Source organism: Pseudomonas sp. MF6396 (assembly GCF_002018915.1).
Taxonomy (GTDB): domain Bacteria; phylum Pseudomonadota; class Gammaproteobacteria; order Pseudomonadales; family Pseudomonadaceae; genus Aquipseudomonas; species Aquipseudomonas palmensis.
On record NZ_MVOK01000010.1, the window covers coordinates 1 to 23,453 of the forward strand.

Genomic DNA, 23,453 nt, shown 5'->3' on the forward strand with positions numbered 1-23,453 from the left:
AGGCCGATGGCGCGTGGGCGGCAGAGTATGGCGCCCCTGGCGGTGTGCGCGAACTGCTGTGGACGCAGCCGGTGGCCGACGCCGAGGCCTTGCAGGGGCTGTGTGAAACGGCCCAGCGCAGCCTTGATCTTGAGCGCGGCGAGCTGCTGCGCGCGGTACTCGCGACCCTGCCCGATGGCAGCCAGCGCCTGTTGCTGGCCATCCACCACCTGGTGGTGGACGGCGTGTCGTGGCGCATCCTGCTTGAAGACCTGCAGAGCGCTTATACCCAACTGGCCGCCGGCCAGGTGGTGAACCTGCCACCCAAGACCAGCTCGACCCAGGCCTGGGCGCAGCGCCTGCAGGCGCACGCGGCCGACCTGCAAGGTGAACTGGCCTACTGGAGCAGCGAACTGGCGGGCGCTAGTGCCGAGCTGCCCTGCGACAACCCGCAGGGATCGCTGCAGAACGTGCATATGGCCCGGGCGCAGACGCGGCTTGATCAGGCTACCACCCGCCAGTTGCTGCAGCAGGCTCCGGCGGCCTACCGCACCCAGGTCAACGACCTGCTGCTGACCGCCCTGGCGCGGGTGATCGCGCGCTGGACCGGGCGCGATGAGGTGCTGATCCAGCTTGAAGGCCACGGTCGCGAAGAACTGTTCGACGAGATCGACCTGACCCGCACGGTGGGCTGGTTCACCAGCATGTTCCCGGTCAGGCTCAGCCCCGTCGACAGCCTCGACGGCTCGATCAAGCGCATCAAGGAGCAACTGCGCGCGGTACCCGACAAGGGCATCGGTTTCGGCGCGCTGCGCTACCTGGGCGACGCGCAGGCCCGTGAAGCCCTGGCCGCGCTGCCGGTGCCGCGCATCACCTTCAACTACCTGGGCCAGTTCGACGCCAGCTTTGCCGACGAGCAGGGGGAGGGCGGGTTCTTCACCCCGGCCCGCGAGTCTGCCGGTGACAGCCAGAGCTCCGAAGCACCGCTGGGCAACTGGTTGTCGATCAACGGCCAGGTGTATGGCGGCGAGTTGACCCTGAGCTGGAGTTTCAGCCATCGGATGTTCGCCGAATCCAGCATCCAGACTCTGGCCCAGGCCTATACCGCTGAACTCCAGGCGCTGATTGCGCATTGCATTGCACACGATACGGCTGGCGTGACGCCTTCGGACTTCCCGCTGGCCAGGCTGACCCAGGCACAACTGGACAGCCTGCCGGTAGCGCTGGGCGATGTCGAAGACATCTACCCGCTGTCGCCGATGCAACAGGGCATGCTGTTCCATACCCTGCAGGCCCCCGAGACGGCGCTGTACATCAACCAGATCGCGGTATCGGTCGATGGCCTGGACAGTGCCCGGTTCATTGCGGCCTGGGGCAGCGTGCTGGCTCGTCACGAGACTCTGCGCACCGGCTTCTGCGCCGCGTCACAACTGGCCGAGCCGTTGCAGGTGGTGTATCGCCACGCCGAGCTGCCTGTGCGTCTGCTCGACTGGCGCGACCGCCAGGTGGCTCCGTCGGACCTCGAGGCGCTGGCTGCGGCGGACGCTGGCGAAGGCTTCGACCTGGCCACGGCACCCTTGCTGCGCCTGACCCTGGTCAGGCTCGACGCGCAGCGTAGTCACCTGCTGTGGACCTGCCACCATATCCTGATGGATGGCTGGAGCAGCTCCCGGCTGTTCGCCGAGGTGTTCATGGCGTACCACGGCCGTGCGAGCGACACCGGGGTGGGACGCTACCGTGACTACATCGAGTGGCTGGGACGCCAGTCGCAAGGGCAACTGGAGCAGTTCTGGCGCGCCCACCTGGCCGAGCTGGAAGGCCCCACGTTGCTGGCCGACAACGTGGCCCCGCAGCCGGACTTGGGGCTGGGCGGCCACGCGGCGCTGTACCTGCGCTGGGACCAGGCACGCACCGAGCACCTGCGCACCCAGGCCCAGCACCTGCGGGTGACCCCGAACACCCTGGTGCAGGCTGCATGGCTGCTGCTGTTGCAGCGCTATACCGGGCAGCGCACCGTGTGCTTCGGCGCCACCGTTGCCGGGCGCCCGGCGACGCTGGCGGGTGTCGACGAGATGCTTGGGCTGTTCATCAATACCCTGCCGGTGGTGCAGACCCCGCAGCCGCACCAGCGCGTCAGCGACTGGCTCTCCCAGTTGCAGGGGCACAACCTGGAACTGCGTGATCACGAGCATGCGGCACTGGCCGATGTGCAGCGCTGGGCCGGGCGACCGGGCCAGGCGCTGTTCGACAGCATCGTGGTGTTCGAGAACTACCCGGTGGACGAGCGCCTGCAGGAAACCAGCAACAACGACCTGCAGTTCGGCCAGGCCAGTACCCGTGACGTGACCAACTATGCCATGGACCTTGCGGTGAACCTGGGCCAGACCCTGACAGTCGAGTTCCTGTACCTGCAGAACCGGTTTACCGAGGCGGCCACCGCAGCCATTCTGGGCAACTTCGAACGCCTGCTCGGGGCAATGCTGGACAACCCGCAGGCCACGCTGGGCAGCCTGGATATGCTGACCCCGGCGCAGGCGCGGCTTCTGCAGAGGCGCAACGAGCTGGCAGCACTGCCTGTCGCGGCCCCTGGGTTGCTGGCAGACGATATCGCGGCCCACGCCGGTCGGCGCCCCGACGCTATTGCGGTGATCTGCGCCGACCAGCAACTGAGCTATGCCCAGCTCGATGAGCAGGCCAACCGTCTGGCGCAGTACCTGCTGGCACAGGGTGCGGGTGCTGAAACCTGCGTAGGCATCGCCCTCGAGCGTTCAGTGCACACGCTGGTTGCCTTCCTGGCGGTGATGAAGAGTGGCGCGGCCTATGTGCCGCTGGATATCGACTACCCGCAGGAGCGTCTGGCCTGGATCGTCGAGGACTCTGGCATGCACCTGCTGCTGACCCACAGCACGCTGAGCCAGCGCTTCGCCGGCGTGGCCTGCACCCTGGAACTGGACCGCCTGGACCTGCATGGCCAGGCGGGCGGTTGCCCGCAGGTGGTAGTGCAGCCGGACAACCTGGCGTACCTGATCTACACCTCCGGCTCGACCGGCAAGCCCAAGGGGGTAGCGGTCAGCCACGGGCAGATCCGCATGCACTGCCGCGCGATTGCCGAGCGCTACGAAATGAGCGAGAAGACCCGCGAACTGCTGTTCATGTCGTTTGCCTTCGACGGCGCGCAGGAGCGCTGGCTGTCGACCCTGCAGGCCGGTGGCTGCCTGGTGGTGCGTGACGACCACCTGTGGACCGCCGAGCAAACCTTGCAGGTGCTTGGGGCACAGCGCATCGATATCGCGTGCTTCCCGCCGGCCTACCTGCAGCAGTTGGTGGAGTGCGCCGAGCGTCAGCACCTGCCGGCGCCACCGGTGCGCGTCTATTGCTTTGGCGGCGATGCCGTGCCGCAAGCGCTGTTCGAAGACGTCAAGCGGGTGCTGCGTCCGCAGTGGCTGGTCAATGGTTACGGGCCGACCGAGACGGTGGTCACGCCGATGCTGTGGAAGGTGCCGGCCAGCGGGCAGTGCGAGGCGGTGTATGCACCGATCGGCGAGCGGGTGGGCCAGCGCACGCTGTATGTGCTGGACGAAGACCTCAACCCGCTGCCCGATGGCGTGGCCGGTGAGTTGTACATCGGCGGCCTGGGGGTTGCGCGCGGCTACTACCGCCGCGCGGCCCTGACGGCCGAGCGCTTCGTGGCCGATCCGTTCGCCGCCGGTGCCCGTCTGTACCGCAGCGGTGATCGTGTGCGTCGGCGCGCCGACGGGGTGATCGATTACCTGGGGCGCCTGGACAACCAAGTCAAGATTCGCGGTTTTCGTATCGAGCCGGGCGAAGTTGAAGCGCGCTTGCGCAATCAGCCGGGGGTGCGCGAAGCGGTGGTGATTGCACGTGACACCCAGGGCAGCAAGCAACTGCTGGCCTACGTCGTGGCCACGGCCCAGGCCGCTGGCGTGGAGCAACTGCGCGAGGCGCTGCGCAGCGAGTTGCCCGACTACATGGTGCCGGCCCATGTCATGCTGCTGCCGGCCCTGCCGTTGACGCCCAATGGCAAGCTCGATCGCAATGCCTTGCCGGCCCCGCAATTGGCCAGCCGGCCCCGGAGTGCACCGCGCAATGCGCTGGAGCGCACGCTGGCGAGCATCTGGCAGGACGTGCTGGAAGTGGACAACGTGGGTATCGACGATAACTTCTTCGAGCTGGGGGGCGACTCGCTGCGTGTGCTGAAGATGCTGTCCAGGGTGCGCGCCTGCGCCGACCTGGACATCGAACTCAAGCTGCGCGATGTGATGGCCGGGCCGACGATTGGCGAGTTGTCCGGCTATTCGACACTGCAGGAGCAGAACCTCGACCCGCTGCTGTTGCTCAACACCCCGGTCGAGCACGGACCTGCGTTGTTCTGCCTGCATGCCGGCTTCGGTACGGTGTTCGACTACGAGCCGCTGGCGCGCCGCCTGGAGGGGCGCTGCAGCGTCTACGGCCTGCAGTGCCGCATGCTGCTGGACCCTGGCTGGGTGGACGAATCGCTGCAGTCGATGGCCATCGACTATGCCCAGTACATTCGCCAGAAACAGCCCGAGGGCCCGTACCGGCTGCTGGGCTGGTCGTTGGGCGGTGCGCTGGCGAGTCTGGTGACCCAGGAGCTGGAAAGCCAGGGGCAGCAGGTGACGTTCCTTGGCCTGGTCGACAGCTTCATCCCGACGTCCTCGCCGGCGCAGCCGGACACTGACTGGGGCGAGGATCTGCGAAGCTTCCTGGGCGTGGTGCTGCAGGCAGCGAAGGCGGATCTGGCATTGCCCGCAGTGCCGGCCGGTGCGCAGGTGGCAACCTTGCACGCGCTGATCGACAGCGTGCGTGCAGGGCTGCCCAGCTCGGCATTTGCCGAGGTCGAGAGCGCGGAGCTGGCGCACACCTTTGCCGTGGCCATGCACCTGAAGGCGCTGTCGACGCGCTTGAACCAGCTGCCGCTGACAGCCGCGGGTGCCTGTTGCTGGTGGGCCGGTGCTCGTGCCGAGGGGGTACGCATCGACGGCAGCGTCGAGGACCTGGCCATCGCCGCCGGCCACTACGACATCCTCAGGCATCCGGACTGGCTGGCCAGCCTGGGCCGACGACTGACCGACGACCTGACTGTTGCTGGCTGAGCCCTGCCGCCCCTCGATCGGGGCGGCTTTTCATTTCTGTTCACTGATTGGCAAGGATAAAAGAAGATGGCCCTGGACCCTGACCTGGAAGGTTTCCTCGAGCTGGTTCAACTGGGACGCCTGAGCGGCAAGACCCGGCCCATGCATGAACTGCAGGTAGCGCAGGCGCGCAGCGACTTCGCCTCGGCCTCGGGCATCCTGGACCCTGCGCCGCCAGGCGACCTGCAGGTGGTCGAGCTGAGTGTACCGAGCCGCGATGCCCAGGCGGTGCCGCTGCGCCTGTACCGGCATGCTCGACGTGGCCCCGGCCTGCAACCGGCGATCCTGTACTTTCATGGTGGTGGCAATGTGGTTGGCAGCCTGGACTCGCATGATGCGGTGTGCCGGCGCCTGGCCAGCAGCGGTACCCATGCGGTGCTTGCGCTGGGGTATCGGCTGGCGCCGGAGCACCCTTACCCTACGGCGGTCAACGATGCGCTGGATGCCGCCGACTGGCTGGCGACGCAGGCGACATCACTGGCTATCGACAGCCGGCGGATCAGTGTGGCGGGCGACAGCGCCGGTGCTACCCTGGCCACGGTGCTGGCACTGAGCGCACAGCAAGGCCTGTGCCGGCTTGCGCCCAGTGCGCAGTTGCTGTTCTACCCGGTCACGGACATTACCCGCGAGCGTGATTCGCATCGGCGCTATGCCGAGGACTACCTGCTCGAGAGCCAGACCCTGCGCTGGTTCTACGCCCACTACTGCCCCGACCCGGCCCTGCGCGGCGACTGGCGCGCCTCGCCGTTGCTGGCCGGGCACGCCGAGCCGATGATCCGTACCTATGTCAGCCTGGCCGAATACGACCCGCTGTTCGACGAGGGGCAGGCCTATGCCCAGCGCCTCCAGGCCTCGGGCACCGACGTGACGCTACGGGTGGAACAGGGCCTGACCCACGATTTCCTGCGCATGGGAGGGATTTCGTCGCGGGTCGCGGGGATCTATGCCGAGGTCGAGCACTGGCTGCAATCGGCCTGAGGTCCGCGGGCTGCTCAACGCAAAAAGGCGCCGAGGCGCCTTTTTTCGTGGGTGTCGATTTACCAGTCGTAGGTCAGGTTGGCGGTCACCGTGCGGCCCTGGCCGTAGGTGCACTCGAACATGCCGCTGCAGCGGGTGACATACAGTTTGTTGTCCAGGTTCTCCACGTTGGCCTGCACTTTCACGCCCTTGATGTGCAACGGGGAGCGTTCCAGGTCGTAGGAGATCATGCCGTCGTACACGTTGAACGACGGGACGTTGAATTCGCTCCAGGCATAGCTGGTGCCCGGGCTGCTGCGCACATAACGCACTCCGACGCCAAAGCCGAGGCCGACCAGGGCGGTGTCTGCCGGCATCTGGTAGTCGACCCAGGCCGAGGCGGTCAGCGGCGATACGCCGACCGGATGACGACCTTTGAGGCCATCGTTGTCCTTGGTGAACTCGGCGTCGACCCGTGATACCGAGGCGATCAGGTTGAGGTTGTCGGTCAGCGCCGCCTTGCCTTCGAGTTCAAAGCCCACCGAACGCATGGCGCCGGCCTGGTTGTTGAAGCCGGGGTTGGCCGGGTCGCTGGTCAGCACGTTCTTCTTGTCGATCTGGTAGGCCGAGAGCTGGATGAAACTGTCAGAACCTGGCGGCTGGTATTTGATGCCCACTTCGTACTGCTTGCCGGTGGAAGGCTCGAATGTCTTGCCGTCCACGTTGGCGGTGCCGGCCACCGGCTGGAACGATTCGGAGTAGCTGAAGTAGGGCGTGATGCCGTTGTCGAACAGGTAGCCAAAGCCTGCGCGGCCGGAGAACTGCTGATCGCGGGTGGTGGAGGGCTTGACGTACAGCGGGTGGTCGTAATCGATCTTGGCCCAGTCGAAGCGCCCGCCCAGGGTAAGGAACCAGCGGTTCCATTTCAGCTGGTCCTGAACGTAGACGCCGGTCTGGGTGATGGTGTCGTCCCAGGGGTTGGCGGCTGCCTGGCTGAAGTCCAGCGGCTGGCCGTAGTGCGGGTCGTAGAGGTCGATGCCTGGCGGGTTGCGGTCGTAGCGGCCGAGGAACTTGGAGTTGAAGTGGTAGTAGTCCAGGCCCAGCAGCACGGTGTGGTTGACGTCGCCGGTGTTGAACACGGCCTGGGCCGAGTTGTCGATGCCAAAGACCTTGTTGGTCTGCTTCCAGTCGATGGCGTAGCGGTCGGTGTAGCGCTGGTTGTTGACCCCCGTGGCGGGGTTGGCGATGAAGCTGTAGCCGTGCAGCACTGCGGCGAAGCGGTCATCGACGTAGGCGTAGCGCGCGTTCTGGCGCAGGCTCCAGACATCGTCGATCTGGTGGGTCAGCTCGTAGCCGAAGACGTACTGTTCACGGTCGTAGGCGTTGAGCCCGGGCTCGCCGATGAAGGTGTTGCGATCGAGCTTGCCGTTGGGGTTCTTGAATACCGTGCCCACTGCCGGCAGGCCCTGGGGCTCGGGCACGTCGTTGTCTTTCTGGTACTGGCCGTAGAAGGTCAGGCTGGTGTCGTCGTTGATGTTCCAGGTGAAGCTGGGAGCCAGCAGCATGCGCTTCTGTTCGGCATAGTCGACTTCGGAGTTGCTGTCGTTGGCCAGGCCGGTGAGGCGGTACAGGAAGGTGCCTTGCTCGTCGAGCTTGCCGCCGAAGTCGAATGCGCCGTAGCGCCGATCATAGCTGCCAGTACCCAGCACCACCTGGTGGATGGGCTCGACACCGGGGCGCTTGGAGACCATGTTGACGATGCCGCCGGGCTGGTTCTGGCCGTACAGCACCGAGGCGGGGCCCTTGAGAACCTCGACCCGTTCGAGCAGGTAGGGGTCGACCTGCAGCGCACCGCCGGTACTGCCGCCGCCATAGGGCAGGTGCAGGCCGTCCAGATACATCGGCGTGGGGCTGAAACCGCGGGAGGTGGGTTCATCGAAGGCCTTGACCCGTGCCGAGAAGCCCTCGACCTGGATGCCGGGGGTATAGCGCAGTGCCTGGGTGACGGACAGGGCGCCGCGGGCGGTCATCTCGTCCTGGGTGACCACGTTGATGGTCTGCGGGGTTTCCAGGATCGAGGTGTCGGTCTTGGTTCCGGTGGCGCTGCGTTTGGCGACATATCCCTGTACCGGCCCCCACGCCGATTCAGTGAACTTGCCTGACACCAGCGACGGTTCCAGGTTGATCTGGTCGGCATCGGCCCCCGAGCGTGCGCCGCTGAAGTAGATGGCGTTGTCCTGCACGCTGTAGCGCACACCGGTGCCTTGAAGCATGATCTGCAGCGTTTCTTCAAGCGGGTAGCGACCCTTGACGGCGTGCGCGTGCAGGCCGTTGATCTCTTCGGGGTTGAACAGGATCTGCAGGCCGGTCTGATGGCTCAGTTCCTGGATCGAGCGGCCAAGCGGGCCGGCGGGGATGTCCAGCTGCCACTCCTGGGTCTGCGCCTGTGCAGCCAGGGTGAACGCCATGCCCAGCCCGACCGCGGGCAACGTGGCTTTGAAGGCGTGGCGCAGGCGCAACGCAGTGGTCAGGGGCTGCAAGCAGTGTCGTGTTGGCATGGCGATGCTCTTGTCTTGGTTGGCTCAAGTGGTTGGGAAGGTAAGTGTCAGCAGTTTTTTTCGAATGTGGGTAAGACGCGTGACCGCTGAAAAACCGGAAATAAAAAAACTTCTCATTGCCTTTCAGGCGATGGCATCTAGCTGTCAGACGAAGTGGGCGGGGCGGGATTTAGCGCAGGGGGGTGGCAGCGCTGGTTTCAGGCCGTGGCGCGTTGCAACCGATGTGGGAGCCGGCAAGGCCGGCTTCTCCACCTGCTGCAACGCACCTGGCCTGTGGCAGGCAGGTTTGCTCAGGCCGGCTGCAGTTCGCTCACGACCTTGCCGGCGTGCAAGCGGATCAGCTGGTCGGCAATGTCGAAGTAACGGTCGTCGTGGGAGATGACGATGATGGTCTTGCCCAGGCGCTTGAGGTCAGGCAACAGCTCGGTGTAGAAAATTCGCCGGAAGGTCGGGTCCTGGTCGGCCGCCCATTCGTCGAACACCAGCACCGGTCGCTCTTCCAGCCAGGCACTGACCAGCGCCAGGCGCTTGCGCTGCCCGGTGGACAGATCGGTGGTGCTGAACACGCCATCGCGAATGCTGACCTTGTGGTCGATCTCCAGTCGTCTGAGGTAGCGCGCAGCATCCTCGGGCACCGGCTTGTCACCCTGGATCACGTCGTCGAACAGGTAGTAGTCGGCAAAGATGGTGGTGAAGATCTGCCGATAATCATCGCGGTTGGCCGCCGTCACCGCCTGGCCATTGAGCTCGATGCTGCCTGACTGCGGCGCGTACAGGCCCAGCAGCAACTTGATCAGGGTGGTCTTGCCACACCCGTTCTCGCCGACGATGAACACGATGTCGCCCTGCTGGATGCTTACGTTCACCGGGCCCAGGCGGAATGGCTCGCTGCCCGGCACCGGGGCGAAACTGTAGCTCACCTGATTCAGGACCAGGCTATGCAGCGGCGTGGCCGGCTGGCTCTGGTCGTCGAGCAGCAGGTGGGGCTCGGGGGAGGAGAACTGCTTGGACAGCTCGGCAATGCGGCGGAAGGCGATCTGTGCCTTGCTGATGATCGGCAGGGTGCCGATCAGGTGCTCCAGCGGGCCCTTCATGTACAGCAGCACCAGCACGAAGCCGCTCATCACCGTCTTGTCGGCGCTGGGCCACCAGGACTGCAAGGCCAGCGCCAGGCCGATGACCACGAAGAACAGCATCGAGCCCAGGCTCTTGGCGATCACGAAGGTGTTGATGGAGCGGATCTGCGTGTCGCAGATGCGGTTGGCGGTGTTGCGGATGCCGTGCAGGAACATGCGCTGGCGGCGCGGGCGGTGGATGCGCAGTTCCTTGGCACCCTCGGCAATGGCGTTGTAGTGCTTTTGCAGGTCGTCCTCGGCTTCACGCGCGGCCTCGAAACCGCGCATGCCCCAGGCGCGGGCGACGAACTGCATCGTGGTGCCCAGCCCGATGGCCACCAGCATCACCAGGAACATCGGCCACGACAGGCTCGCCAGGTAGCCCAGGCAGCCCAGGGTCACGGTGAGGGACACCGCCAGTGGCGCGAAGGCGAAGGCGAAGTCGCTGATGGTGTCGACGTCGTGGGTCAGTACCGGGATCAGCCGATGGCTGCGGTAGCGTTCGATCTGGTCGATGGGCGCAGCCAGGACCTTTTCGCCCAGTTCGCGGCGCAGCCTGGCGATGATGTGCTGGCCCACGTAGTTGCTGCCGATATCGGACAGGATGGTGCTGAGCAGGGCCATCAGGCACAGCCCGGCAAAGCCCAGCACCAGCCCCTGGGTGAGGCCGCTTTCGTTGTGCAGGGCGCTGTTGATGGTGGCCAGCAGCGCGGTGACGCTGAGGCCGCCGAGCATGCCCAGGCCGATCGACAGGCTTACCAGCGGCCAGAAGGGTTTGAGCAGGCCGAACAGTTCACTGATGGCCCCGCGAGGTTTGCTGGTCATTCGAGTCTCCCGAATCACACGTGGTTGAGGGGGCGGTCAGAGCTCGCGGGCAACGCGAAAACCCAGGTAGTCGCCGCGTACATCGGGGGCGCGGCTGTTGCGGTTGCCCGAGCGCGAGAACACCGGCGCCTCGCCCCAGTCATTGCCGCGCATGATGCGGATGTCGCAGTTGCCGGTCAGCCACGCGCTGCCGTCGGCGGGGGCGCCTTCATAGCTGGTGTTGAGGCAGTCGGCGACCCACTCGTAGACGTTGCCGTGCATGTCGTACACGCCGAAGGCATTGGGCGGGAAACTGCCTGCCGGGGAGGTGTACGGGTAGCCGTCGGCAGGCCCGTAGGTGTTGGCGTGCCGGGCGATGCTGTACTTTTTTTCGTCGTTGTCATCGAACGGGAACGGGAACGGTCCGCGCGAGCCGGCGCGTGCGCCGTACTCACGCTCGGCCTCGCTGAGCATGCGGTAGGTGTGGCCGGTCTTTTTCGACAGCCACCGGGCGTAGTCCTGCACGTCGAAGTAGCTGACGCACACCGCTGGCTGGCGCGGACCCTGTTTGTAGGTCGGCTTGCTGGCGGTGCAGGCGCGCCCGGGTCGGGTGTCGCCGTCGGCGATCTTCACCCCGGTTTCGCGGATGTAGGCGTCCAGCTCGCCGGCAGTGACCTGGTAGCGGCTGATGGCAAAGGGCCTGGCGAAGGTCACGGTGTGCAGCGGCCCTTCGTCGTCCTCACGGCCGGTCTCGCCGGGCTCGGTGCCCATGGTGAAGCTGCCGGCGGGCAGTACCACCATTTCGGGGCAGTCCTTGCAGTCGGTGAATACCTGGCCCGGCTGGCGAGGGGAATCTGCCGCCTGGGCGCCCGCGCACAGTGCCAGGCCGAGCGCGGCACTGCACGACAGCTGTGCAAGGGTGCGCGACATGCGCGGGTACGGGGTTGAACGATGGTGAGGCATGGCAGGTTCCGTCAGCTGTTGGCTACAAGATGAAAGGGCGCGATCAGGCACGCAGGCGTTGGCCCAGCACGCTGATCAGGCGATCGATTTCCGCTTCGGTGTTGAGCAGGCCGGGCGCAGCGCGCACCACCGGGCCCACGTCGCGGGACACCGCATCCACCACGATGCGGTGGCGAGTCAGGTACGCGGCCACCTCGTCGGCGTCCTGGCCCTTGACCCGGAAGAAGGTGAAGCCTGACGAGTGACGCGGGCTGCGCGGGGTGACCAGTTCGATCGCCTTGTACTCGGCCAGGCGTTGCTTGAGGTAGTCGTTCAGCCCGTGGATGCGCGCCTGAATCGGCGCCTTGCCTACCTGCAGGTGCAACTCGAAGGCCTTGCCCAGGGCCCAGCGGTGCTCGAAGGCGTGGTAGCCGCCGGGGCTCATGATGGTGGCGAAGTCCTCGTTCTCGGAGAACGTGGCGAAGGTCGGCACCAGGTCCTTGAGCTCGGTGGAGGCAGCGCAGATGATGCCGGTGCCCCGCGGGCCGAACATCCATTTGTGGGTACCGGAGATGAAGTAGTCGCACTTTAGGTCGGCAAAGCGCATGTCTTCCACGCCAAAACCGTGCACGCCGTCGACCACATAGAGGATGCGGTCCTGCTCGTCGCGGTTGCGGTTGTGTTCGCGTACCAGCTCGCCGATGGCTCCGATGGGCAGCTTGACGCCGCTGCCCGAGTGCACCCAGGTCATGCCCAGTACCCGCGTGGACGGGCGGATCGCGGCGGCGATGTTGCCCAGTACCTCGTCGTCCGAGACCCGCTGCGGGTCGCGGAACAGGCGGATCTTGCGCACCTGGGTGCCCTCGCGGGTGGCGCGGTAGGCGAGGCTGTTGCGGGTGGAGTAATGCTCGTGTTCGGTGGTCAGGATCTCCTGGTGGGCGGCCACCTTAAGGCCGCCGTAGATCAGGCCCAGGCCCTCGGTGGTGCTGCCGGTGAGGGCGATCTGGCGTGGCTTGACCTCCAGGTAGCGGGCGGCCCAGTCGCGCACTTCGCCTTCGCGCTTCCATTCGGCCTGGGTTTCCCAGTCGACCCATTGCGCGGGGTGGCGGTCGAGTTTTGCGCGATAGTCTTCGATGGCATCGCGCACGGGCTTGGGATGGGAGGTGATCAGGAAGTTGGCGAAATGAGCGTAATCGGGGTCGAGCTCGAACAGGCTGCGAAAGCCGGCCCAGGCATCGCTGCCGTTGCCGGGCAGTGACGGGCCGGCGAGGGCGCCGGGCAACAGCTGGCTGCCCAGCGGCAGGCTGGCGGCCAGCAGGCCGGCGTACTTGAGAAGGGTGCGGCGATCGGTCATGACGGGGCTCGCTGGCGAGTCAACGGGAAGAGGCGGCTACAGGGCGGGCGGCGTTTTGCGCCTGTTCCCACACCCGCAGGAAGTTGCCGCCCCAGAGCTTGGCGATATCGGCCTCGGAGTAGCCGCGTGAGAGCAGTTCGGCGGTGACGTTGCGGGTTTCGCCCACATCGCGCCAGCCGTCCACGCCACCGCCCTCGTTGAAGTCCGAGCTGATGCCAACGTGATCGATGCCGACCTTGCGCACGGTGTAGTCGATGGCGTCACCGAACTCCTTGAGCGAGGCCGGCGGCTCTTCTTCGAGAATGCCGTACAGCTCGCTGGCGTACTGGCCGAAGCGCTGCTCGGGCCAGGCAGCGATGATCGGGTCGCCGGGCATCAGGGCCACCGCCAGGTTGGGCAGCGGCAGCAGGTCGAAGCGCGCACGCAGGGCGTTGAGCTTGTCCTGGGTCTTCTGGCTCAGGGGCTTGAGGTAGGTGGAGAAGGCCACCACCTGGATCACGCCGCCGCTGTCCTTGATCAGTTGCATCTCCTTGTCGCTGAGGTTGCGCGGGATGTCGACCATCGCCCGTGGAGCGGAGTTGGACGCCACCAGCGGCGTGCGGCTGAGCCGGGCCACCTGCTCCAGGGCCTTTGTGGACATCTGCGAGACGTCGATGATCACGCCCAGGTCGTTGAGCCGCTGTACCGCCTGGCGGCCCAGGGGCGACAGCCCGTCAAGGGCGTCGGCGGTGTCGTTGAAGAACGGCAGCGGGCGCGAGGAGTCGGCCCAGGCGTTGTTACCCACGTAGCTGAAGCCGAACATGCGCATGCCGCGCGAAGCCCACAGGTCGAGCAGGTCGAGGTCGGTACCCAGCGGGTAGGCATTGAGCATGCTGATGAACACCGCGAACTTGCCTTCGCCGTGCAGGCGCCGCATGTCCTGTGGGGTGTAGGCAATGGCCACCTGGTTGGGGTAGTCGCGCACCATCGCCATGATCGACTTGTAGCGCACCTCCTGCAGGTTGCGTGCTTCCTGCACGAAGCCTTCGGTGGGCCGGTGCGGACCGTTGGGGCCGTTCCACATTTCGGGCCAGGCAAAAATGGTCAGCGCGGCGCCGGACAGGCGCCCGCGGGCGGTCTTGACGAGGTCGAAGCGTCCGCTGCCTTCCTTGTCGGCTTCATTGCCTTCCATGCCGAAGTTGGCCGGCAGGGTGATGTGGCTGTCGAACGAGAGCAGGCGATCCTGCAGTTCATTGGCCTGCTTGACCACCTCGCGGGGGTAGCCGGCGCTGGGGCCGAAGTAGGTCCAGGCGGCCACCCCGGCACCGGCGGTGAGCGCGGTGGCCAGGCTGATGTACAAGGCTTTTTTCCAGCGTGGTGTGGTCATCGTGGTCTCAGTCAGGTTCACCGTCGAGGTTCAGGCACGAGGCCTTTGCTATCTGGTGAGGACGAGCGCAATCGGCAGAAATTTAGCCGTCGCCTGCGCCCTGTGCGGGCCGCCCGGAGCCGCTTGCTGGCTAAATTTCCCTGTGTGCACAACGTTCTAGCTTCGACAACGCCATGCTCCATGGCGCAACGCGAGACACACAGGTAGGTCAATGACGATTTCTCGACGAGGGTTCATTGCGGGTGTTGCACTGACGGGCGTGGCGGTGCCTGGGGCGCTGTACGCGCACCGCGAGCTGACACGCGAGGAATTTCCGATCACCCCCGGGGAGGCCACCGTCGACTTGCCCGATACCGCCGGCCAGCAGTTGGCCGATACCCTGCGTGGCATCTGGCAGCTGGAAGGCGGCAATGTCGGCCTGGAAGGGCTTGAACACACGTCCCTGGAGTTGTTGCTGGATATTGCTCCGCGTGGCCGCGGCCTGCGCGGATGCCTGGACACGCCCGAGCGCCTGCGCAGTGACGCCGAGCCCCGCTACCGGGTGGTGGGCGACCTGATGCCGGGTGCACCGAATGTGTTGAGCTGGCGGCTGATACCCACAGCGGACACTGCGGGGCTGGCGCGCTATGAGTGTCGCGTGCTGCTCGATGAGGTATGGGGCGATTTCGGTAACGCCGGCACTGCCACGCTCACCGGCCAGGTGCTGGACCTGCAGCGCCCGCTGGCCCTGCCCGAGCAGAACCACCGCTTTGTGGCGCGCAAGCGGACCTTCCCCGAAGCTCGCGAGCGCACCGCGCTGAACCCGACGTTGCTGGCGTGGCTGATCTCCCCCGAGCATCGCCTGTTCCACCAGTTGTGGCATGCCTCGCGGGACAAGTGGCACAAGCTGGCACCCAAGCAGCACGAGGCGTTGCGTGCCATCGGCTGGCAGCCCGGTCCGCGTGACCATGAGCGCGATGCCCGCGGCCCGCGCAAGGATCGCAACGGTTCGGGCGAGGACTTCTTTTTCATGCACCGGCACATGCTCGGTACCGCACGTTCGATGCAGGACCTGCCGTCCTGGCCGCGCTTCCCGATGCCGCAGCCGGAACTGGCGCGTGACCGCGCAGGCTTTTTGCGCTACTTCGACAACCAGGATGGCAACGCCTTGCCGCCCACCTGGCTGGCGCAGGGCGATGACGAATACACCCAGTGGGTCAAGGACATCAAGAGCAGTGAGGTTTTCCATGCTAACTTCGAGCTGTGGGAGTCACGCTACAGCGACCCGCATTATCTTTCGCGCCTGACCCTGGGGCAGTTCGGCTCGGAGGTGGAACTGGGGTTGCACGACTGGCTGCACATGCGCTGGGCGTCGGTGCCGCGTGACCCGGTCAACGGTGCACCGGTGCCCTATGCGCGCACCCCGAGCGATTTTGCGCCGCGCTGGTACGGGCCCGAAAACGATTTTCTCGGCGACCCGTTCTCGTCCCACGTCAACCCGGTGTTCTGGCGCTTCCATGGCTGGATCGATGACCGTATCGAGGACTGGTACCGCGCCCATGAGCGCTTTCACCCCGGCCAGGTGGTGCGGCGCGAGGTCAACGGGGTGGCGTGGTTCGCGCCCGGGCGCTGGGTGGAGGTGGCCGACCCCTGGCTGGGCCCGATCACCCACGGTTGCAGCACGGTGCCGGGCCTGCAGGTGGGCAAGAGCGTGGAGATGGACCCGGAGACCATGAAGCTGGCGTTGCGCATCACCTACAGCGACGAAGACGGGCTGGCCAGCCTGGTTCGCCGGGTGCCGCAGCGTCCGTGGTACGCCCGTCACCTGAAGGTCAGGCAGCGCCAGGTGTAAGGCGCTGCCTGCCGGTGTGCCCTAGCGTACCTGGGGGGTTGCCTGCCAGCCGCCGCCCAGCGCCTTGTACAGCGCGATGCTGGCCTGCAGGCGCGAGCGGCGCAATTGCACGTTGTCGTCCTGGGCAGCGAACAGCGTGCGCTGGGTTTCCAGCACGGTGAGCAGGTCTTCGGCACCTGCCTGGTAGCGGCTCTGGGCAATCTGGAAGGCGCGTTGCGCCTGGGCCAGCTCTTCGCTTTGCCACTGGCGCTGCTGGTCCAGCCCGCGAATGCTGTTCAGGGCCTTCTCTACGTCGGCAAAGCCATTGATGATCGCGCCGCGGTAGGTTTCCAGCAGTTCCTGCTGGCGTGCCGTGGCCTTGTCGCGCTCGGCCTTCAGGCGCCCGCCGTTGAAGATCGGCGCCACCAGCCCGGCACCCAGGTTGTACACCGGGTTGCGCAGCATGTCGTCGACGTGGGAGGCGCCCGAACCGACGGTAGCAGTCAGGGTCAGTGCTGGCAGCATGTTGGCCCGCGCCACCTGCACATCGGCTTGCGCTGCGGCCAGCTGGGCTTCGGCGCTGGCGATGTCGGGGCGGCGGGTAAGCAGCTCGCTCGGCAGGCTGGCGGCAATGTCCGGCCAGCTCAGCCGGGCGAAGGCTTCACGATCCAGCTGCAGTTGCTGGCGCGGTTGGCCAAGCAGGGCGGCCAGGCTGATCAATGTCTGCTCGGCGTCCTGGGCCAGCAGTGGCAGCTGGCGCTGTTGCGCGGCCACCAGACTCTTCTGCTGGGCCAGTTCCAGTGCGGTGGCGGAGCCCGAGTCGTAGCGGCTCTGCACCAGGTGCAGCACGCTCTGGGCGTTGTCCAGGTTCTGTTCGGCAATGCGCTGCTGTTCGACCAGGGCCAGCCAGCGCGTGTAGTGGTCGGCCACGCCGCTGAGCAGGGTCAGCTCGACGGTGTCGCGCTCGAACTCGCTGGCTTGCAGGCTGAAGCGGGCGCTGTCGCGACCGGCGCGCTTGCCGCCCCAGAAGTCCACCTCGTAGGTGGCGCTCAGGGTGGCCTGGTAACTGTTGGTGGCCTTGTTGGCGGTGCTGTTGTCCAGGGTGCTTGAGCGGTAGGCGTACATGCGCTTCTGGCGCGTGGCGTTGAGGCCCGCATTGAGTTCGGGCAGCAGCGCGGCGCCTGCGATCACGGCACTGGCCTGGGCCTGGCGCACACGGGCGACGGCACCGGCCAGGTCATGGCTGCCCACCCGCGCCTGGTCGATCAACTGGTCGAGTTCGCGGCTGCCGAAGGTGGTCCACCATTGCCGGTCGAGGGTGCCGGCCGCGTCCAGGTGTTCGGTATGCCAGCGTGGCGGTAGCTGCAGGCCGCTGTCCGGGCGCGGCGCCTGGCTGGCGCAGGCCGCGAGCAACAGGCTGGCGGCAAGTAGGGTCAATGGCGCTTTCATAGTGTGTTCATTCGCTGGTAAGGGCTGCCACCGGGTCGAGCCGGGCGGCCTTGCGGGCAGGCATGAAGCCGAAGATGACGCCGGTGACCAGGGCGCAGGCAAATGCACCGAGCACGGCGGTCAGGGAAAACGCCACGGCCACCTCGCTGAGCAGCAGCGCCCCCCCCACCAGCAGGGCCAGGCCGATGCCGGTGAGGCCGCCGACCACAGAGAGCATCACCGCCTCGGTCAGGAACTGGCGCAGGATGTCGCGCTGGCGGGCACCGGTGGCCATGCGGATACCGATCTCGCGGGTACGCTCGCGCACGGTCATGAGCATGATGTTCATCACGCCGATGCCGCCCACCAGCAGCGAGATGGCGGCAATCGCGCCGAGCATCAGCGACAGGGTGCCCTGGGTGCGGGCTTCGGCCTGGATCATGGCGGCGTTGTTGGTCAGCTCGTAGTCGCGCTTGCCGTTGTGCAGGCGCAGCATCAACTGGTCGATGGCCTTTTCGGCCTCGTTGACGCGACGTGCATCGGCGGCGGCAATGGCCACGTACTCGGGGTTCTGGCTGCCGAACAGGCGGATGCTGGCGGCCGAATAGGGCACCGCGATACGGTCGTCGCTGTCCTGGTCGCCTGAACTTGCGCCTTTTTCGGCGAGCACACCCACCACCTGGAAGGGCACGTTCTCGATCAGGATGTATTCGCCAATGGGGTTGGCGGCGTCCTTGAGCAGCTTTTCGCGCACCTTGTGGCCGATGACCGCGACGGCGCTGGCGTTGCGCTCGTCGGCTTCGGTGAAATAGCTGCCTTGCACCACCGGCCAGTTGAAGATGGCCGGGAAGTTGGTGTCGTTGCCGCCTACGTAGCTGGTGTAGTCGGCATTACCGTAGCGCACGCCGGCGGTGGAGCCGTTGACCGGCATGATGCGCTGGACCTGCGGCAGCCTGCCCACGGCGGCGACGTCTTCCAGGGTGATGACCCCAGGCGGTGTACGCGGGTTGGGAGCGTGGCCGCTGAGGTAGATGATGTTGGAACCGAACGCGCCCATCTGCGCCATCACCTGGCGCTTGCTGCCTTCGCCCACCGCCAGCATCACCACCACCGAGGCCACGCCGATGACGATGCCGAGCAGGGTGAGGGCAGTGCGAAAACGGTTGATCCACATGACGCGCCATGCGGCCTGCACGGCATCGACCAACTCGCCCTTCCAGGCCCCGGCATATTCGCTGCCGTCGGCCATGCGTTCGCGCAGGTCGACGGCCTGCAGGGCACCCGGCGGAGCGTCCACCGGCTGGTCCAGCGGGACCGGCGCCGAGTCGCTGATGATCCGGCCGTCGCTGATCTCGATGATGCGCCTGGCGCGGGCAGCCACCGCACGGTCGTGGGTGATGAGGATGACCACGTGGCCCTGGCTGGCCAGTTCGTCCAGCAGCTTCATGACCTCTACGCCGCTGTGGCTGTCCAGCGCCCCGGTGGGCTCGTCGGCGAGGATGATGTGGCCGCCGTTCATCAGTGCGCGGGCGATCGACACCCGCTGTTGCTGGCCGCCGGACAGTTGGTGCGGGCGGTTGGCGGTACGCTGGCCCAGGCCCAGGCGCTCGAGCAGCGCAGCGGCGCGCGCGTGTCGCTCCGGCGCCGGGGTGCCGGCGTAGATCGCGGGCATCTCGACGTTCTCCTGGGCCGAGCAGGAGGGGATCAGGTGATAGCCCTGGAACACGAAACCGAAGGCCTCGCGGCGCAGCCAGGCCAGGGCGTCGCTGTCGAGGTGGGCGACGTCCTCGCCGGCGAACAGGTAGTGGCCGCTGGTGGGGCGGTCGAGGCAGCCGAGGATGTTCATCAGGGTCGACTTGCCGGAGCCCGAGGCGCCGACGATGGCGAGGAACTCACCGGCATGGATGGACAGGTCGATGCCATGCAGGACGTCGACCCGCGGCGTGCCTGCGCCGCCGTAAGACTTGCTGATGGATTTGAGCTGGATCAGTGGCGTCTGCATTCAACCCTCGCTGCCTTCTAGCGGGCCGATCAGCAGGCGGTCGCCTTCGCTCAGGCCATCGAGGATCTCGATGTGCAGGCGGTCGCTGATGCCGGTGCGTACCTGACGTTCCTCGACGCGGCCGTTGCTGGCCACCACCCTGGCCATCTGCGTGGTGTCCCTGAGCCCGCCGTGCAGGGCGGCGATGGGGGCGGTGAGGACATTGCTGGCCTGGCTGGCCACGAAGAATACCTGGGCGGTCATCTCGGCCATCAGTGCGCTGTCGGCGTTGTCGACGTCCAGCAGTACGGTGTAGAGCACCACGCGGCCACTGCCGCTTTTGCTCGAGGTGTTCGGGCTGCCGCCGCCCTGGCCGCTTTCCCCCAGCGGCTTGGGCGGGATCGGCAGGATCTGGCGCACGGTGCTGGCCCAGCGCCGGCTACCGCCGCTGAGGGTGGTGAAGTAGGCGTTCATGCCCGGCTTGACGTGGCCGATGTCGGCTTCGGAGACCTCGGCCCACACGGTCATCGGCGAGAGCTTGGCGATGCGCAGGATCAGCGGGGTCTGCTGCTGTGCGTTGAGGGTCTGGCCTTCGCGGGCATCGACGGCCACCACGGTACCGGACATCGGCGCGTAGATGCGCGTGTAGCCCAGTTCTGCCTGGTCGCTGCGCAGGGTGGCCTGGGCCTGGCGGATCTGCGCCTGGTACATGTCGATGCGGGCCTGGGTGGCCTTGAGTTCGGCGCGCGCGGTCTGTACGTCTTCCTCGCGGGTGGCGCCATTGGCCACCAGGCTCTGCTGGCGCTGGTACTTCTGGCGGGCCAGTTCGTTCTGGGCGCGCTGTTCCTGGAGCTGGGCCTGCAGGTTCTCGATGGCGAAGCGGCTGGCATCGAGCTTGGCCTGCTGGGTGGAGGGGTCGATCTCGACCAGCAACTGGCCTTCCTCGATCGAGTCGCCGGCTTCGACGTGGATCTTGCGGATCTGCCCGGAAGCCTGGGCACCGACATCGACGTAGCGTCTGGGTTGCAGGGTGCCCAGCGCGGTGACGCTGCTTTCGATGTTGGCGCGGGTGACCGCCACGGTGGCCAGTTGGTCGTTGCCAGGCAGGGTTTTCCAGGCGACCAGCGTGCCCAGGGCGAGCAGGCCGAGGCAGCACACGAGCAGGCGGCGTTTGTTTTTCGGGCGTTTCATGCGGGCTTCCAACCAGGGGTTGATCCATGCCAGGAGGTGACGAACACGCGCTCGGCAGGCATGGAAGGCTGCAAGTTAAACGAGCGGTATTCGAGGTAATTTAAACCGGTGCGTGGCTGGGCCAGCCCGCACCAGGGCAACATGAGCGAGAGTATGACCGAGTCGCTTGATGAGAATAATATTAATTAGTGTTATTGTGTCGAGCCATACGACCCAGCGGGTTCAACCTCGGCAACGTCGCGCACAGGTACTGTTGTGGAACACTACTATCGAGAGCTGGTGAGCTTTCTGATGTCGCGCCTGGGCAGCCGCCACGCGGCCGAAGACGTCGCCCATGACGCCTACCTGCGGGTGCTGGAGCGGGCTGATTCGCAACCTATCGAGCACCCTCGCGCGTTTCTCTACCGTACTGCACTGAACCTGGTGGTGGATGGCCATCGACGCGAGCGGATCCGCCAGGTCGAACCCCTGGAGGTGCTCGATACCGACGAGCGCTGGCACAGCCCGACCCCCTTGCACGCCATGCATGGCGATCAGCGCCTGGCATTGATGCAGCGTGCGCTGGCCGAACTCAGCCCGACATGCCGCGACAGCTTCATATTGCGCAAGCTCGATGGCCTGTCGCATCAGCAGATCGCCTTGCGCCTGGGCATTTCCCGCAGCCTGGTGGAGAAGCACATCGTCAATGCGATGAAGCACTGCCGCGTGCGCATGCGCGAGTGGGAATCCTGAGCGCGGGGCTGCGATCCAGGGTGAAAGTTCGGGCTGTTCCTTGATTTATGCGCGATTCCCTACAAGTATCAGTGGCAGACCTCTGTTCAGGCGCGATGTTTGCAGCAACTTGCAGTCGTGGATTGTCGCTGTAGGGTCAAGGACGCTAACTCCCTTTACCTTCTGCCAGGTCCGGACGATGCCAAACAAATCGATGCGCATCCTGATCGCCGACGAGCACCCCAGCCAGTTGCTGCAACTGGAGAAGATGCTCAATGGACTGGGCTATTACCGCATTGCCCCGGTCGAGAGTTTCGTCGAACTGCAGCGCCTGGTGCAGGCGGCCCTGCAGCCCTTCAATCTGCTGATCGGCAACATCGATCTGGCCAGCCACGCGGGCGTGGACATGGCGCGCTTCTGCAAGGCGAGCCTGCCGATCCAGCATGCCTTGCTGTATCACTCTCAGCACCTGAAGGTACCTGCAGTACCGGTGTCACAGCGCCAGGCGGTGAGCCTGAGCCTGCCCAAGGTGCCAGACAGCGAGGCGCTGGAGTCCTTCATGGCGATCATCGATGCGCCGGTGGTAATCGATCAGATGGAGCTGAGCGGTGGCCTGGGCGCCCGTACGGGCCACCTGCCGCGGCGCACCAATTTTGCCCAGACCGTGTTCTGTCGACCGTCCTGAAGCTTGTCGGGCCATTGGCCGCAGTGTTTTGCTATCCTCTTGCGTTTGCCGATTTGCGGAAACGCCCATGAGTGCCATCGCTACCCCCCGACCGTCGTTGTCACGCGCAGACCACAAGACCCTGGGCCTGGCGGCGCTGGGCGGTGCGCTGGAGATCTACGATTTCATCATATTCGTGTTCTTCGCGCTGACCCTGAGCCAGCTGTTCTTCCCGCCCGAGATGCCGGAGTGGCTGCGTCTGCTGCAGAGCTTCGGGATCTTCGTCACCGGGTACCTGGCGCGGCCGCTGGGCGGCATCCTGATGGCGCATTTTGCCGATCACCTGGGGCGCAAGAAGGTCTTCAGCCTGAGCATCCTGATGATGGCGCTGCCGTGCCTGCTGATCGGGGTGATGCCGACCTATGCCGACATCGGCTACGCGGCGCCGCTGATCCTGCTGGGCCTGCGCATTCTGCAGGGCGCGGCGGTGGGCGGCGAGGTGCCAAGCGCCTGGACCTTCGTCGCCGAGCATGCGCCGGCCGGGCGGCGGGGCTATGCGCTGGGTTTTCTGCAGGCCGGGCTGACGTTCGGCTACCTGCTGGGCGCGCTGACCGCCACGGCGCTGGCCCAGGTGTTCACCGCCCAGGAGATTCTGGACTACGCCTGGCGCTATCCATTCTTGCTGGGCGGGGTGTTCGGCGTGATCGGGGTGTGGCTGCGCCGCTGGCTGAGCGAGACGCCGGTGTTCCTGGCGCTGCGCGAGCGGCGTGAACAACCGGTGGCCTTCCCGCTGCGCACGGTGCTGCGCGAGCACCGCCGCGCGCTGGTACCGGCGGCCCTGCTGACCTGCGTGCTGACCTCGGCGGGGGTGGTGCTGGTGGTGATTACCCCGACGGTGATGCAGCAGCGCTTCGGCATGAGCGCGGCCGACACCTTCGCCCTGAGCGCGCTGGGTATCGTGTTCTTGAACATCGGTTGCGTGCTGGCCGGCTTGCTGGTGGACCGGGTAGGTGCCTGGCGCGCGCTGATGGTCTACAGCCTGTTGCTGCCGCTGGGAGTGGGGGCGTTGTATGCCAGCCTGATCGGCGGCTGGGGCTGGACCGGGGTGGCCTATGCGCTGGCAGGGCTGGCCTGTGGTGTGGTGGGGGTGGTGCCGTCGGTGATGGTCGGGCTGTTTCCGCCGGCCATTCGCGTGTCGGGGATTTCCTTTACCTACAACCTGGCCTATGCGCTGTGGGCCAGCACCACGCCGCTGATGCTGATTGCGCTGATGCCGTGGAGCCCATGGGTGTGTGTGGGGTTCTGCCTGCTGATGGGCACGGTGGGCCTGCTCACGGCGGTGTACTTCAGTGCGCGGGAGGACCTGCGGGCCGGGGATGAACTGGTGTTGGCGAAGGTGTGAGACCGTTTGCTCGAACG

At 66.1% G+C, this 23,453-nt stretch carries 14 protein-coding genes; 6 read left to right on the plus strand and 8 right to left on the minus strand.

The window, feature by feature from the left end; all coding sequences use genetic code 11:
* The coding region (locus tag MF6396_RS12100; RefSeq protein ID WP_153046088.1) for a non-ribosomal peptide synthetase at positions 1-5,114 on the plus strand (5,114 nt) is incomplete at its 5' end.
* A gap of 66 nt (positions 5,115-5,180) precedes the next feature.
* Positions 5,181-6,131 (plus strand): alpha/beta hydrolase, encoded by a 951-nt coding sequence (locus MF6396_RS12105; RefSeq protein WP_078480444.1) that lies wholly within the window; start codon positions 5,181-5,183, stop codon positions 6,129-6,131.
* A 59-nt stretch (positions 6,132-6,190) separates the two neighbouring features.
* Here the strand turns inward: MF6396_RS12105 and MF6396_RS12110 are convergent, their stop codons facing one another.
* From MF6396_RS12110 to pvdM, 5 genes are all read right to left on the minus strand, one after another.
* Positions 6,191-8,668 (minus strand): TonB-dependent siderophore receptor, encoded by a 2,478-nt coding sequence (locus MF6396_RS12110; RefSeq protein ID WP_043863163.1) that lies wholly within the window; start codon positions 8,666-8,668, stop codon positions 6,191-6,193.
* A gap of 290 nt (positions 8,669-8,958) precedes the next feature.
* Complete coding sequence (locus MF6396_RS12115; RefSeq protein ID WP_058541855.1) at positions 8,959-10,608, minus strand: cyclic peptide export ABC transporter; 1,650 nt, start codon at positions 10,606-10,608, stop codon at positions 8,959-8,961.
* Positions 10,609-10,644: 36 nt separating this feature from the next.
* A complete protein-coding gene (gene pvdO, locus MF6396_RS12120; protein WP_078480532.1) occupies positions 10,645-11,517 on the minus strand; it encodes a dihydropyoverdine dehydrogenase in 873 nt (290 codons plus the stop codon).
* Between the two features lie 76 nt (positions 11,518-11,593).
* On the minus strand, positions 11,594-12,883 hold the full coding sequence (gene pvdN, locus MF6396_RS12125; RefSeq protein ID WP_043863161.1) for a pyoverdine-tailoring periplasmic protein PvdN: 1,290 nt from the start codon (positions 12,881-12,883) through the stop codon (positions 11,594-11,596).
* Between the two features lie 19 nt (positions 12,884-12,902).
* On the minus strand, positions 12,903-14,249 hold the full coding sequence (gene pvdM / locus MF6396_RS12130; RefSeq protein ID WP_043863160.1) for a pyoverdine-tailoring dipeptidase-like protein PvdM: 1,347 nt from the start codon (positions 14,247-14,249) through the stop codon (positions 12,903-12,905).
* Positions 14,250-14,460: 211 nt separating this feature from the next.
* Here pvdM and pvdP point away from each other — a divergent pair, with 211 nt between their 5' ends.
* Positions 14,461-16,080, plus strand: coding sequence for a pyoverdine maturation tyrosinase PvdP (gene pvdP / locus MF6396_RS12135; RefSeq protein WP_058541857.1), 1,620 nt, complete (start codon positions 14,461-14,463; stop codon positions 16,078-16,080).
* A gap of 21 nt (positions 16,081-16,101) precedes the next feature.
* Here pvdP and MF6396_RS12140 read toward each other — a convergent pair whose 3' ends face one another.
* Genes MF6396_RS12140 through MF6396_RS12150 form a run of 3 tightly spaced genes read right to left on the minus strand, consistent with a single transcriptional unit; the run spans position 16,102 to position 20,659 of the window.
* Positions 16,102-17,508, minus strand: a complete 1,407-nt coding sequence (locus MF6396_RS12140; protein WP_058541858.1) for an efflux transporter outer membrane subunit — start codon at positions 17,506-17,508, stop codon at positions 16,102-16,104.
* A 7-nt stretch (positions 17,509-17,515) separates the two neighbouring features.
* Positions 17,516-19,489 (minus strand): MacB family efflux pump subunit, encoded by a 1,974-nt coding sequence (locus MF6396_RS12145; RefSeq protein WP_043863157.1) that lies wholly within the window; start codon positions 19,487-19,489, stop codon positions 17,516-17,518.
* The gene (locus MF6396_RS12150; protein ID WP_078480445.1) at positions 19,490-20,659 is read right to left on the minus strand and encodes an efflux RND transporter periplasmic adaptor subunit; all 1,170 of its coding nucleotides are present in this window, start codon (positions 20,657-20,659) and stop codon (positions 19,490-19,492) included.
* A 255-nt stretch (positions 20,660-20,914) separates the two neighbouring features.
* On the opposite strand from MF6396_RS12150, the gene MF6396_RS12155 reads away from it, so the two are divergent.
* The 3 genes from MF6396_RS12155 (at position 20,915) to MF6396_RS12165 (ending at position 23,436) form a co-directional block, all read left to right on the plus strand.
* Complete coding sequence (locus MF6396_RS12155) at positions 20,915-21,391, plus strand: sigma-70 family RNA polymerase sigma factor (protein ID WP_043863155.1); 477 nt, start codon at positions 20,915-20,917, stop codon at positions 21,389-21,391.
* Positions 21,392-21,569: 178 nt separating this feature from the next.
* Positions 21,570-22,055: a histidine kinase gene (locus MF6396_RS12160; RefSeq protein WP_078480447.1), complete on the plus strand. Its 486-nt coding sequence runs from the start codon at positions 21,570-21,572 to the stop codon at positions 22,053-22,055.
* Between the two features lie 67 nt (positions 22,056-22,122).
* Positions 22,123-23,436, plus strand: a complete 1,314-nt coding sequence (locus MF6396_RS12165) for an MFS transporter (protein ID WP_078480448.1) — start codon at positions 22,123-22,125, stop codon at positions 23,434-23,436.
* The last annotated feature ends 17 nt before the right edge of the window (positions 23,437-23,453 follow it).

Bases quoted from the DNA above. Each gene is read 5' to 3' on its own strand.
- MF6396_RS12105 (WP_078480444.1), top strand. From the start codon at position 5,181: ATGGCCCTGGACCCTGACCTGGAAGGTTTCCTCGAGCTGGTTCAACTG.
- MF6396_RS12110 (WP_043863163.1), bottom strand. From the start codon at position 8,668: ATGCCAACACGACACTGCTTGCAGCCCCTGACCACTGCGTTGCGCCTG.
- MF6396_RS12115 (WP_058541855.1), bottom strand. From the start codon at position 10,608: ATGACCAGCAAACCTCGCGGGGCCATCAGTGAACTGTTCGGCCTGCTC.
- pvdO (WP_078480532.1), bottom strand. From the start codon at position 11,517: ATGTCGCGCACCCTTGCACAGCTGTCGTGCAGTGCCGCGCTCGGCCTG.
- pvdN (WP_043863161.1), bottom strand. From the start codon at position 12,883: ATGACCGATCGCCGCACCCTTCTCAAGTACGCCGGCCTGCTGGCCGCC.
- pvdM (WP_043863160.1), bottom strand. From the start codon at position 14,249: ATGACCACACCACGCTGGAAAAAAGCCTTGTACATCAGCCTGGCCACC.
- pvdP (WP_058541857.1), top strand. From the start codon at position 14,461: ATGACGATTTCTCGACGAGGGTTCATTGCGGGTGTTGCACTGACGGGC.
- MF6396_RS12140 (WP_058541858.1), bottom strand. From the start codon at position 17,508: ATGAAAGCGCCATTGACCCTACTTGCCGCCAGCCTGTTGCTCGCGGCC.
- MF6396_RS12145 (WP_043863157.1), bottom strand. From the start codon at position 19,489: ATGCAGACGCCACTGATCCAGCTCAAATCCATCAGCAAGTCTTACGGC.
- MF6396_RS12150 (WP_078480445.1), bottom strand. From the start codon at position 20,659: ATGAAACGCCCGAAAAACAAACGCCGCCTGCTCGTGTGCTGCCTCGGC.
- MF6396_RS12160 (WP_078480447.1), top strand. From the start codon at position 21,570: ATGCCAAACAAATCGATGCGCATCCTGATCGCCGACGAGCACCCCAGC.
- MF6396_RS12165 (WP_078480448.1), top strand. From the start codon at position 22,123: ATGAGTGCCATCGCTACCCCCCGACCGTCGTTGTCACGCGCAGACCAC.